The organism is Bacteroidia bacterium (genome assembly GCA_025056095.1).
Classification (GTDB): Bacteria; Bacteroidota; Bacteroidia; order JANWVE01; family JANWVE01; genus JANWVE01.
The window spans coordinates 1-10,892 of record JANWVW010000084.1 but is presented as its reverse complement, the minus strand read 5'-3'; the positions used below and the strand labels follow the sequence as shown (position 1 = coordinate 10,892).

Below are 10,892 nucleotides of genomic sequence, written 5' to 3'. Positions count from 1 at the left end.
TTCAAACGACGCATGGGGGAGGATGGGGTGGTGATGTTTTTGTAACGAAGTTGAATGCGTCGGGGAGTAGCTTGGATTATTCTACGTATATTGGGGGAAGTAGTGCTGATGTGGGTAATGGCATTGCCGTAGATGGCAGTGGCTATGCGTATATTACAGGTGGGACTTTCTATACTATCGATTATGATATTACTCCTTGTACTTACCAAAGTACTCATGGTGGCGGAGATGAAGATCTATTCGTAACTGTAGTATCGCCTGGTGGGACATATCTTGCGTATTCTACTTATTTAGGGGGTACGGGTCATGAGGAGCCAGGTGGCATTACTTTAGACAATAGTGGGTATGTTTATGTTTGTGGATATACAGGTGAAGGGTATCCTACTACACCTGGGGCTTTTCAAACTATATACGATGGAGGCTGGCATGATGTTGTTGTAACTAAGCTTGAACCTGAGTGTATTTTATCTACGTTTAGTTTGAAGGTCAGTGTAAACTATTGTTTTGAGAATAAAGGGGTATTTATTACTTGGCAAAGTACTATTCAAGAACCTATACAGCATTTTGTAGTAGAAAAGTGGCAAAATAACACTTGGCAAGGTATAGCCCAAGCAAATAGCAGCACAAGCAGTTATCAAGATAAAGAGGGTGTGTATGCAGGGGCTACGCATATATATCGCATACGGGCGGTAAATAAAGATGGGCAAAGCTACTACTCTAATGTGGCAACCATAACTGTACCTGAACAAGATAAAAGTTTTACCTTGTATCCCAATCCTGCACAGAATTATGTGGTAGTAGAGAACTACACGAATAGCATTCAGGAGTATGAATTAAGTGATATTTCAGGTAAAGCATTGCAGGTTTATACGTTACCGCAAGGTAAAAATACCATAGAACTGAACTTACCGAAGGGAATGTATTTCATCCGAGCGCGAAGAGGAGGTAAAGCAGAGAGGTTTGTAGTGGAGTAACAAGGTAAAAAAGCCCTGCAAAGAATTGCAGGGCTTTTTGCGTGAGGCATGCGGAGGGCGTGCGTTAGCACGGTGCGTAGCGAAGCGAAGCACCGAAGCGCAGCGTAGCCCGTAGCACGCCGACCTTGTGGGCATGAGCGCAAGCGAATGCCCACAAGGGCACGCCCAAAAAATCAAAAAAATTAAACTTCAATATTGTCCATTTGCGTGTAGAAACATCTATCTTGCCATACCTACTGTTACTACCTTGCAAGCTTTGCAACTATATTTTTCTAAAACTTCCATTGATTTGATGAGCGTGCTACCTGTGGTAATGATATCATCCACCAACAAAAGCGTTTTATTGTGTATTTTTTCAGGCGCTAACGAAGTAAAAATACTCTTTTCAGACAGAGAAAGTAATCTTTGAAGCTTACCTTTGCGCGTTTGGGTAAGAGTTTGCTCAACTTTGACGAGAATATCTGGAGAATAAGGTATGTTTACAACTTTCTGAATTCCTTTTACGATCATTGCAGCTTGATTGTAGCCGCGTAGGCGTTCCTTTTTAGGGTGCATAGGAATAGGAACAATATAATCTACATCATCAAAAAAGCCCGTGTTTCGTAATTGATAGGCTAAAAAAGTTCCTAAATGCTCCCCTAAAAAAGGTTTGTTTTCGTATTTTAAGCTGTGAATTATTTTTTGCAAGATTCCCTTTTTGTCAAAATAAAATAAAGCAGTTGCTCTTTTGAGAAAAGGAAAGCCCAATAGTTTAGACTCCATCGGATTGGGAAAAGGTTTTTCATGAAAGTAAGTTTTTTCAATTTTAACTAAACAAGTAGAACATATCTTATAGGGTTCCGAAAGTAATAAGGGCTGCTGGCATCCAAAACAGACATTAGGATACGCCAAGTGTAGTACGCTTTCTATAATCTCGTTTATTCTAAACACTGCCCAAATGTACAAAAAATGGTCATATAAATTGTAAAAATATGTTTATTTGCAAGTAAATGGTAAAAAGTAAAGTTCTGTCAAGAAAAGGATTTTCTTACATAACGCTAAGTATTGCGATACTACTTTGGACAACCATGTTCGTTATGCTTGCCCAAGATATGCGATTGACAAATATGAAATATGAACAATTCCCCTACCGAGTAGTTTTGTTTTTTTCGTTAAATACTTTGTATTATTATATTGGTCAATTTGTTGTTACTGCGAAACGGAGCGAAACTACTAAGCAACTTCGTAGATTTTTAATACTTGGAGTTTTATTGCTGATTCTGCATTTAGCAGTACAAAATGTGCAAAAACTTGTTCCTCATTGGAAAAGCCCTTTTTACATTGCTTTTGTGTATTTATTCAATGTGGGCATTTTAAGTTTGTTTTTAATATATGGAAATTTCACGGTAAGAGCATTTTTATTGAAAAATAAAAGCAAAAAGTATGACAGTGTTTGGAAATTTTTTATCGTGTGGTTGTTTTTATCTATGTTTTTCATTTTTGTGCCTGAATGGACATGGATACAACGTGCCTATTTGATAATTGGAGTTTTGATTGCTACTTATTTAGCGTCCACACCAAAATGGATTGCTTACCTAACCAAAGAAGAGAAACTAACAGTTGCTTTTTATGTGTTTGGAGTGCTAAGTGCTGTTATTTTGTTATGGCTAAGCATACAATTATACCACATTCCTAAATACTTACCTGATATTCTTAAAGAAGCGCAGTATAGTGTGTTTTTTACGTTGTCTTTTTATTTTATTGCGGCATATTTGTTAGTTTCTTTGGCGGCATTGCTTATTAACTTGCTATTATATTCGGTAGCAGAGCAACGGTATAACTTTTGGTCAAATATACAAGAGTTTTCTTACTTACTACAACAGGATTTTAATCCTCGTGTTATTTACGATAAGCTACTGAAAGTCTGTTTAGAGGTTACTCAAGCAAAAATAGGTTGGGTAGAAACATACCACGGAGCGGATATTGTTACGGAAGCTACACACAACATAGATGTACCTACTATAAAGCAGCTCAAAGGATTGATAGAGCATAAATTTATTAGTTTGTTAAAACCTTATCGGTATATAGAAAATACCGAAATTAGAGGTTATAGAACAGTTTTATCTGTATATATTACCCTACATGATAAGAAAAAAATTGGCACTATTTATTTAGTTTCACCTGCTGCGGATGATTTTGAGGAAGAGGACCGCAATACAGTAGTGATATTTGCTAAGCAGGCTGGAATTATTTTAGAAACGGCATTTTTATTAGAGGAATCGGTAGAAAATCAAAAGTATCAAGAAGAGATTAGTATTAGTAAGAGAGTGCATCAGAGGTTGCTACCTAAAAGTGTTCCTCAACCTTATCCTCTTCGTATTTCTGCTTATCAAAAATATGCAGAGCAAATAGGAGGGGACTTATATGCTTTCTATTACAACGAAGCGAAAAATATTCTTAACTTCTGTGTGGGCGATGTAAGCGGAAAAGGTGCATCAGCTGCTTTTTACATGGTAGAACTTAAAGGTATTTATGAGACTCTTTGTTATCCTGACAGTCCTTTAATTTTGCCTAATAAAATGGTACAAATCACAAATAACATACTCACTCAAACAATGGAGAGCCATGTATTTATTACAGTACTGTATGCCCAGTTTAGACTTAATGAAGATACTTTATATTTTGCTCGCGCAGGACATACTACACCTCTATACTACAATGCTAAAACTCATGAAGCAGTTTATCTTTCGCAAGGGGGGCTTGCGATAGGTTTAGTTAAGGGAGAGATTTTTGACCAAAATAATGTGCTTTGCTCTGTAAAATATGACACAGGAGATATATTTGTTTTTTATTCTGACGGACTTACAGAAACGCAAAATGTTGAAGGTCAATGCTATGGATTGGAAAGGCTGAAAAAAATAGTCTTAGATAATGCACAAAAAGATGTGTATGACATAGAATATGCTATTTTACAGGATGTATATAAGTTCAAAGAAAACACAACTTTATCGGACGATTTTACGTTACAGGTAATTAAAGTACAGAGATGAACATCAAAACTACGGTTGATGATAATGTAGTGATTATCAAGCCGATAGGAGAAGTAGACGCGTACTCTTCTATTGATTTAGACAATGCGGTAGCTTATGTAGTAAAAAATTATGAGCAACCTCTCATCGTTCTTGATGGAAGTGAGCTCACTTATATTTCTAGTGCAGGCATAGGAGTTTTTATCACTTATTTAGAACCTATTCGTAGAAAAAAAGGTGAGATGATATTTGCTAATTTACGTAGGGAAGTACTGTACGTATTTACAGTTTTAGGGCTGGACAAATTGGTCATTATTACTGAAACAGTTTCACAAGCAAAGGAGAGATTAAATCATGTCAAAGAAAGTATTTAGCTGTGATTTGAGGAACTTATCGGATATACGTGCTTTTGTGGCAGATACACTTAAAGAATATGCTATTCGTAGTGAAATACGGGAGCAGGTCATTTTAGCCATAGATGAGGCTTGCGCTAATACAATTATTCATAGTAACAACTGTTGTAGCGATCGCTTTTTAGAGTTGACGCTCAACGTCATTCCAGAGCAAAAGATAGCAGTTCAAATTACAGACACAGGAAGCAAGCCAGTTTTACCTAACGAAGTTCAAATTAACCTTGAAGAAAATATTCGCACAAGCAAAAGAGGAGGAATGGGGCTATACCTTATGCAAGAAATGGTAGATAAAATTGTTCGTATCCACGAACCAGGAAAGAACATCATCATTTTAGAAAAAAGATTAAACAAAAAATGAAAAAGACTACGTTTTGCGTAGTCTTTGTGAAATAGTAAAACAATGTAAAGACTTTATTTAATTTCTACTTCTGCTCCTGCTTCGGTGAGCTTAGCTTTAAGGGCTTCCGCTTCTTCTTTGGAAACCTTTTGTTTAATCGGCTTAGGAGCATTATCTACTAATTCTTTGGCTTCTTTTAAGCCCAATCCTGTGAGATCTTTTAGCAGCTTAACCACATTAAGTTTTTGTGGACCACCGCTTTTAAGAATAACATCAAACTCTGTTTGAGCTGCTGGAGCTTGCTCGGCTGCGGCACTACCACCTTGCACTACTACCGCAGCTGCGGCAGGCTTAATACCATACTCATTTTCTAATATAGAAGCTAATTCAGCTACTTCTTTTACAGTTAGATTAACTAACGTTTCTGCTATTTGTTTTAGGTCTGCCATAATCTTCCAAAATGAAATAGTTTAACGTAAATTAATTATCAAGGTTATTGCTCTTTGTTTTCTCTATTTTGTAATCCAGAAATGATAGTATTTATAGGAGATTGTAATAATGCAATAATTTCACCAATAAGCTCACTTTTAGTTTTGATTTTACTGAGCATGTTAAGTTGCTCATCACCCACATAAATTTCCTCACCTATTTTAGCTGCTTTGAGGGCAGGTTTAGCTTCGTCTTTACGAAAGTCTAATATTACTTTTGCGGGTGTTTTGGGTTCTGTTGCTCCGAAAATAATTGAAGAAGAAGAACCTTTTAGAGATTTAATGATGGGAGAATAATCACCTTCTAAATTCTCTAGTGCTTTTTTTATCAAAGAGTTTTTGTAAAAGCGAAGCTCTAATCCTGCTTTGTAGCAAGCAGCCCGTAGTGCCCAGCTTTTTGCCACAGTAAAATCTGAGGCATCTATTACATAAAAATTGGGTGAATTTTTAAGCTTTTCAGTTAGCTTATTTACTATTTCAATTTTTTCTTCTCTTGTCATACTCTATATGCCTGGAATAGATTTTTTATCAATTTTAATACTAGGGCTCATAGTACTGGACATAGCGATACTTTTGATATATGTTCCTTTAGCTGAAGCAGGTTTGAGTTTTACTACAGTTTGGATAACCTCCAAAGCATTTTCTGCAATTTGTTTTGGAGTGAAGGAAACTTTTCCAATAGGTACATGAATAATACCACCTGTTTTGTCATTACGAAAGTCAATTTTACCTGCTTTTACTTCTCTTACCGCAGCGGCTACATCATTAGTAACCGTTCCTGTTTTAGGGTTAGGCATCAGTCCTCTCGGACCTAAAATCTTACCTAAGCGACCTACCTTAGCCATTACATCTGGGGAAGCAATGACTACATCTACCTCTGCCCATCCTTCTTTTTCTATTTTTTCTATGTAGTCATCTAATCCTACATAGTCCGCACCTGCATTTCGAGCAGCTTCTTGCCTATCGCCTGTGGTTAGTACTAATACACGTACTTTCTTTCCTGTGCCATGGGGTAGAGTAGCTACACCTCTAACCATTTGGCTGGACTGTTTGGGATCTATCCCCAAACGTATAGCTAAGTCTATTGTTTCATCAAACTTAGCAAAGGCGATTTCTTTAACTAATGCAGAAGCTTGCTCCAAAGAATATTCCTGATGTGGATTGTACTTAGCGAGTGCCGCTTTGTACTTTTTGGATAACTTTGTCATAACGCAAGTTCTGATATTTTGTACTTTTATTCAAGTTTACGTTTAAATCAGTTTTTTTGCCAAGGTGGAGTACCTTTGATAGTTATACCTATGCTTCTTGCCGTACCTGCTACCATTTTCATGGCAGCTTCTATAGTGAAAGCGTTCAAGTCTGGCATTTTTGTTTCAGCAATTTTTTGAATTTGTTCCCAAGTTACTTCTCCTACTTTCTTGCGGTTAGATTCAGGAGAACCTTTCTCAATTTTCGCTGCTTTCATTAGCAACACTGCTGTAGGAGGAGTTTTGACAACAAAATCAAAGGACTTGTCAGTGTATACTGTGATAATAACAGGTAAAATTTCGCCTGCTTTATCTTGAGTAGCTGCGTTAAACCGTTTGCAAAATTCCATAATATTTACCCCCTTAGAACCTAATGCGGGTCCAATAGGGGGCGAAGGATTAGCAGCTCCTCCCTTTACTTGTAACTTAATATATGCAGCAACTTCTTTTGCCATAAATCAATCAAAATACTTTTTCTATTTGTGTATAACTTAGCTCCACAGGAGTACTTCTTTCAAAAATTTTTACCTCTACCTCTATCTTATCCTTGTGAATACGCTTTACAACGCCTGTACACCCATCAAAAGGTCCATCTATTACTTTAACTTCCTCTCCTTCTACAAAAGGAATCTCAACTACTTCTTCATCTTGATGACTAGCATTCATTCTACCTAACATCTTTTCAACCTCACTTTTCCTGAGTGGTTCAGGCATTTCGTTTCCTGATCGCTTCGGTGCTTTGGAATGTAAAAAGCCTATCACATTAGGTATATTGTTGATAGTGCTAATAACTTCTCCGTCAGGGAACAAATGACAAAACACATAGCCTGGGTACAAAATTCTCTCTCTTAGCTTTTTCTTGCCATCCCGTATTTCAAAAACCTTTTCAACAGGTATAAGTACTTGGAATATTCTATCCTCTAATTTTTCTGCTCTAGCCTCACTCTCAATAGCCTTCTTAACCGCATTTTCTTGACCTGCTACCACACGTACTACATACCAACCCTCCACAGGTTTTTTTTCCTCTTTGTTCTCCTCTTTTTTATCCTTTTTGGTAGTTTTTTTAGTAACTCTTGCCATCATCAAATTTAACCTCCATAAATAAACTGCAAACCATAGTTAAATACTGTGTCTACTATAAAAACAATGATAGAGATAATCAAACATGCTACCAAAACCACTGTCGTGCTACCCTGTAACTCTTCCCAAGTAGGCCAAGAAACTTTATTCACCAGCTCATTATATATTTCTTTGTACCAATTGCGTATTTTTTCTAACATAAGCCAAAAACTAAGTCCTGTATTTTGTACTTTTTATTAGCAGGGGTAGCAGGACTTGAACCCACATCAACGGTTTTGGAGACCGCTATTCTACCATTGAACTATACCCCTGTAAGAAAAAATGTTACGGAAACGTACGTATTCGTTCGTTGTCCGTAACATCTGTTTAGCTTTTTATATTCTATTTTATGATTTCAGTTACTTGACCTGCTCCTACAGTCTTACCACCTTCACGTATAGCAAAGCGTAGCCCTTTCTCCATTGCTACAGGATGAATCAATTCTACTTCTATGGTAACGTTATCGCCGGGCATGACCATTTCTACTCCTGCGGGAAGTTTGCATGTTCCTGTTACGTCAGTTGTACGCATGTAGAACTGCGGTCTGTATCCATTGAAAAACGGTGTGTGGCGTCCCCCCTCTTCTTTGCTCAAAACATAAATTTCAGCCTTAAAATGAGTATGAGGTGTAATGCTACCTGGTTTACAAATAACCATTCCACGTTTAATCTGATCTTTATCTATACCACGTAAGAGTAGTCCTACATTATCTCCTGCTTGTCCTTCATCTAAGATCTTTCGGAACATCTCTACTCCTGTAACTGTGGATTTCAAGTTTTCAGCATTTAAGCCCACAATGTCAACTGGTTCGTTTACTCGTATAACTCCTCTCTCAATACGCCCGGTAGCTACTGTTCCGCGACCTGTAATAGAAAATACATCTTCCACAGGCATCAAGAAAGGTTTGTCCAATATACGTACAGGGGTAGGAATATAAGTATCAACAGCATCCATTAAGTCTAATACAGTTTTCTCCCATTTGGGATCGCCATTAAGAGCACCTAGGGCAGAGCCACGTATAATTGGAGTAGTATCACCAGGAAACTCGTATTTATTGAGTAGGTCGCGAATATCCATCTCAACAAGGTCTAAAAGCTCTGGATCATCAACCATGTCAACTTTGTTCATGAATACAACAATATAAGGCACACCTACTTGACGTGCTAAAAGAATGTGCTCACGAGTTTGTGGCATGGGTCCATCAGTAGCAGCGACTACTAGTATTGCACCATCCATTTGCGCTGCACCCGTAACCATATTCTTGATGTAGTCTGCGTGACCAGGACAATCTACGTGGGCATAGTGCCTTTTCTCTGTTTGGTATTCTACGTGAGCTGTGTTAATTGTAATACCCCGCTCTCTTTCCTCTGGAGCATTATCAATAGAGTCAAAAGAGCGCGCTTCGCTCAACCCTTTTTTAGCTAAAACATGAGTAATAGCAGCAGTTAAAGTGGTCTTTCCATGATCTACGTGCCCTATGGTACCAACATTCACATGGGGCTTAGAACGGTCAAAATTTTCTTTTGCCATGACTTTTTAGTTTTAACTTTTTTAATTAAATAAATAACAAATTCTACCTAGAGCCAATAACCAGGATCGAACTGGTGACCTCATCCTTACCATGGATGCGCTCTACCAACTGAGCTATATTGGCAACCTATTGAGCGGAAGACGGGACTCGAACCCGCAACAGCTAGCTTGGAAGGCTAGTACTCTACCATTGAGCTACTTCCGCTTCCTCATCTTCATGGTGGGAAGAGTAGGATTCGAACCTACGAACTCCGAAGAGGACAGATTTACAGTCTGTTGCCGTTGACCACTTGGCTATCTTCCCAACCTTTATTGAGCCTGAGGAGGGCTTCGAACCCCCGACCCACTGATTACAAGTCAGTTGCTCTACCAGCTGAGCTACTCAGGCAGACCTTTTGACTGCAAATATACACAATATAAACTTGCAGTCAAAATTCTTTCAAAAAAACGTAGTACCGCTACTCTATAGCTTGTACTACATTTCTCCGTGCCCAGACCGAGATTTGAACTCGGACGCCTTGCGGCGCTACCCCCTCAAGATAGTGTGTCTACCAGTTCCACCACCTGGGCAACGTAGTGTTCTTGCTGGGACTCGAACCCAGGACCCCCTCATTAAAAGTGAGATGCTCTACCAGCTGAGCTACAAGAACAACCTTTATTGTTTCGGACTGCAAAGATACAACGACTTATTTGAATTTGTCAAGTCTTTTTAACCTTTTTTGAAAAATTTTTATGTAACTTGTTGTTTATCAGGAAGAATTTTATTATTATGGGTAATAAACAGGTTCTAACTTTTCAAACTTCGGTATGATTAGATACTGTATCTTCTTACCCATACTATAAGATACGTACCCTGCACCATTGAATTTTTCTAACGCACAGCTCGGTTTTTCGGTTTGTTTGGGCATTTCTTCTTCTGGCGTTTCAGGATCATCAGGTAAGCGTCTTTTTTGCCCTGGAATACGAAAAGTGGCTTCAATCAATATTTTGTCTGCTTTTATGATTTCTTCTTCTTTTTCTGATACGCTTGCATTCTTTTCAGTAGGTGCAGTGGTAACGACAAAATCAACCGGGCGCCCACTTTGGGCATCTCCTATCCAAACTGATGAGACTTTTATAGGTCTACCTGCTTTTTTCTTTGCGATAATCCGATAAGTTATTCCTCGCCCCGAACCTGCCGCACCTCCTGCCCACTCTTGCATTGTAGCCGATTCTAATACTAAACCCGTTCCAGGAACAAAAACGTACCACCCAAGCATACCCCCTAAGCTCACAATGGTTATAGCCCAATAAATGATTTTCATGATTTTTTCTCTGAATTATTGGCTAAACTGGCTATCGCTGATTTTTCAAATGTTAAGTGAATATCTTTGTCTGCTTCTAAAACAACGGTGTTGTCCGTTACTTCTACAATTTTACCATGCAATCCACCAATGGTAATTACTCTATCTCCTTTTTTCAGTTCATTACGAAACTTTTGGGCTTCTTTTTGTTTTTTGAGTTGCGGCCTTATCATAAAAAAGTACATAACCACGAAAACTAAGAGCAACATGATAAGCCCGCTAAAATTATTTGCTCCGCTTTGCTGCCCTGTTTGACTAGGTCCTCCAAATAATAACACTACTTCAAGCATAATTGAGAACGCAAAACTACAAAACATATTTGAATTTCAATAAATTTTTCAAATATATAATTTGACTTTTTGGGCGTGCCCTTGTGGGCGTTTCGCTACGCTCATGCCCACAAGGTCGGCGTGCTGCGGGCTACGCTAACGCT

Annotated in this window: 15 protein-coding genes and 7 tRNA genes; 4 read left to right on the top strand and 18 right to left on the bottom strand. The window is 38.2% G+C overall.

Annotated elements, in window-relative coordinates; all coding sequences use genetic code 11:
- Nucleotides 1–974: SBBP repeat-containing protein (locus tag NZ519_07655; GenBank protein MCS7028623.1), on the top strand; the 974-nt coding region annotated here is incomplete at its 5' end.
- Here NZ519_07655 and NZ519_07650 read toward each other — a convergent pair.
- Together NZ519_07650 and NZ519_07645 are read right to left on the bottom strand one after the other, a co-directional pair.
- Nucleotides 906–1,109 carry a hypothetical protein gene (locus tag NZ519_07650; protein ID MCS7028622.1) on the bottom strand — a complete coding sequence of 68 codons (204 nt, stop codon included), beginning with the start codon at nt 1,107–1,109 and terminating at the stop codon, nt 906–908. The two genes, NZ519_07655 and NZ519_07650, sit on opposite strands and share 69 nt — an antisense overlap.
- Nucleotides 1,110–1,193: 84 nt before the next feature.
- Complete coding sequence (locus NZ519_07645; GenBank protein ID MCS7028621.1) at nt 1,194–1,919, bottom strand: phosphoribosyltransferase family protein; 726 nt, start codon at nt 1,917–1,919, stop codon at nt 1,194–1,196.
- Nucleotides 1,920–1,963: 44 nt separating this feature from the next.
- On the opposite strand from NZ519_07645, the gene NZ519_07640 reads away from it, so the two are divergent.
- Genes NZ519_07640 through NZ519_07630 form a run of 3 tightly spaced genes read left to right on the top strand, consistent with a single transcriptional unit; the run spans nt 1,964 to nt 4,753 of the window.
- Nucleotides 1,964–4,003: a serine/threonine-protein phosphatase gene (locus NZ519_07640; protein MCS7028620.1), complete on the top strand. Its 2,040-nt coding sequence runs from the start codon at nt 1,964–1,966 to the stop codon at nt 4,001–4,003.
- The gene (locus tag NZ519_07635; GenBank protein ID MCS7028619.1) at nt 4,000–4,356 is read left to right on the top strand and encodes an STAS domain-containing protein; all 357 of its coding nucleotides are present in this window, start codon (nt 4,000–4,002) and stop codon (nt 4,354–4,356) included. The genes NZ519_07640 and NZ519_07635 overlap by 4 nt, the downstream gene beginning before the upstream one ends.
- Nucleotides 4,357–4,363: 7 nt before the next feature.
- A complete protein-coding gene (locus NZ519_07630) occupies nt 4,364–4,753 on the top strand; it encodes an ATP-binding protein (protein ID MCS7028618.1) in 390 nt (129 codons plus the stop codon).
- A gap of 53 nt (nt 4,754–4,806) precedes the next feature.
- Here the strand turns inward: NZ519_07630 and rplL are convergent, their stop codons facing one another.
- From rplL to yajC, 16 genes are all read right to left on the bottom strand, one after another.
- Nucleotides 4,807–5,181, bottom strand: coding sequence for a 50S ribosomal protein L7/L12 (gene rplL, locus NZ519_07625; protein MCS7028617.1), 375 nt, complete (start codon nt 5,179–5,181; stop codon nt 4,807–4,809).
- Nucleotides 5,182–5,225: 44 nt separating this feature from the next.
- The gene (gene rplJ / locus NZ519_07620; protein MCS7028616.1) at nt 5,226–5,720 is read right to left on the bottom strand and encodes a 50S ribosomal protein L10; all 495 of its coding nucleotides are present in this window, start codon (nt 5,718–5,720) and stop codon (nt 5,226–5,228) included.
- 3 nt (nt 5,721–5,723) lie between these two features.
- A complete protein-coding gene (gene rplA, locus NZ519_07615; protein ID MCS7028615.1) occupies nt 5,724–6,428 on the bottom strand; it encodes a 50S ribosomal protein L1 in 705 nt (234 codons plus the stop codon).
- 47 nt (nt 6,429–6,475) lie between these two features.
- Nucleotides 6,476–6,922: a 50S ribosomal protein L11 gene (rplK, locus tag NZ519_07610; protein MCS7028614.1), complete on the bottom strand. Its 447-nt coding sequence runs from the start codon at nt 6,920–6,922 to the stop codon at nt 6,476–6,478.
- A 7-nt stretch (nt 6,923–6,929) separates the two neighbouring features.
- Entirely contained in the window at nt 6,930–7,547 is a 618-nt protein-coding gene (nusG, locus tag NZ519_07605; protein ID MCS7028613.1) for a transcription termination/antitermination protein NusG, read from the bottom strand.
- Nucleotides 7,548–7,555: 8 nt separating this feature from the next.
- Nucleotides 7,556–7,747, bottom strand: a complete 192-nt coding sequence (gene secE, locus NZ519_07600) for a preprotein translocase subunit SecE (GenBank protein MCS7028612.1) — start codon at nt 7,745–7,747, stop codon at nt 7,556–7,558.
- 40 nt (nt 7,748–7,787) lie between these two features.
- Nucleotides 7,788–7,858: transfer RNA gene (locus NZ519_07595), tRNA-Trp, on the bottom strand.
- 70 nt (nt 7,859–7,928) lie between these two features.
- On the bottom strand, nt 7,929–9,116 hold the full coding sequence (gene tuf / locus NZ519_07590; GenBank protein ID MCS7028611.1) for an elongation factor Tu: 1,188 nt from the start codon (nt 9,114–9,116) through the stop codon (nt 7,929–7,931).
- A 51-nt stretch (nt 9,117–9,167) separates the two neighbouring features.
- A tRNA-Thr gene (locus tag NZ519_07585) sits at nt 9,168–9,240 on the bottom strand.
- Between the two features lie 9 nt (nt 9,241–9,249).
- Nucleotides 9,250–9,321: transfer RNA gene (locus NZ519_07580), tRNA-Gly, on the bottom strand.
- A 13-nt stretch (nt 9,322–9,334) separates the two neighbouring features.
- Nucleotides 9,335–9,420: transfer RNA gene (locus tag NZ519_07575), tRNA-Tyr, on the bottom strand.
- A gap of 11 nt (nt 9,421–9,431) precedes the next feature.
- Nucleotides 9,432–9,504 (bottom strand) — tRNA-Thr (locus NZ519_07570).
- A gap of 100 nt (nt 9,505–9,604) precedes the next feature.
- Nucleotides 9,605–9,686, bottom strand: a tRNA-Leu gene (locus tag NZ519_07565).
- Nucleotides 9,687–9,693: 7 nt separating this feature from the next.
- Nucleotides 9,694–9,766, bottom strand: a tRNA-Lys gene (locus NZ519_07560).
- A gap of 117 nt (nt 9,767–9,883) precedes the next feature.
- Complete coding sequence (locus NZ519_07555) at nt 9,884–10,420, bottom strand: hypothetical protein (GenBank protein MCS7028610.1); 537 nt, start codon at nt 10,418–10,420, stop codon at nt 9,884–9,886.
- A complete protein-coding gene (gene yajC / locus NZ519_07550) occupies nt 10,417–10,749 on the bottom strand; it encodes a preprotein translocase subunit YajC (GenBank protein ID MCS7028609.1) in 333 nt (110 codons plus the stop codon). Before yajC ends, NZ519_07555 begins: the two co-directional genes overlap by 4 nt.
- Nucleotides 10,750–10,892: the final 143 nt, after the last annotated feature.

What these genes read in the sequence shown, in the direction of transcription:
- NZ519_07650 (MCS7028622.1), bottom strand. Translation starts at nt 1,109, where the DNA reads ATGCCCACAAGGTCGGCGTGCTACGGGCTACGCTGCGCTTCGGTGCTT.
- NZ519_07640 (MCS7028620.1), top strand. Translation starts at nt 1,964, where the DNA reads ATGGTAAAAAGTAAAGTTCTGTCAAGAAAAGGATTTTCTTACATAACG.
- NZ519_07635 (MCS7028619.1), top strand. Translation starts at nt 4,000, where the DNA reads ATGAACATCAAAACTACGGTTGATGATAATGTAGTGATTATCAAGCCG.
- rplL (MCS7028617.1), bottom strand. Translation starts at nt 5,181, where the DNA reads ATGGCAGACCTAAAACAAATAGCAGAAACGTTAGTTAATCTAACTGTA.
- rplJ (MCS7028616.1), bottom strand. Translation starts at nt 5,720, where the DNA reads ATGACAAGAGAAGAAAAAATTGAAATAGTAAATAAGCTAACTGAAAAG.
- rplA (MCS7028615.1), bottom strand. Translation starts at nt 6,428, where the DNA reads ATGACAAAGTTATCCAAAAAGTACAAAGCGGCACTCGCTAAGTACAAT.
- rplK (MCS7028614.1), bottom strand. Translation starts at nt 6,922, where the DNA reads ATGGCAAAAGAAGTTGCTGCATATATTAAGTTACAAGTAAAGGGAGGA.
- nusG (MCS7028613.1), bottom strand. Translation starts at nt 7,547, where the DNA reads ATGGCAAGAGTTACTAAAAAAACTACCAAAAAGGATAAAAAAGAGGAG.
- secE (MCS7028612.1), bottom strand. Translation starts at nt 7,747, where the DNA reads ATGTTAGAAAAAATACGCAATTGGTACAAAGAAATATATAATGAGCTG.
- tuf (MCS7028611.1), bottom strand. Translation starts at nt 9,116, where the DNA reads ATGGCAAAAGAAAATTTTGACCGTTCTAAGCCCCATGTGAATGTTGGT.
- NZ519_07555 (MCS7028610.1), bottom strand. Translation starts at nt 10,420, where the DNA reads ATGAAAATCATTTATTGGGCTATAACCATTGTGAGCTTAGGGGGTATG.
- yajC (MCS7028609.1), bottom strand. Translation starts at nt 10,749, where the DNA reads ATGCTTGAAGTAGTGTTATTATTTGGAGGACCTAGTCAAACAGGGCAG.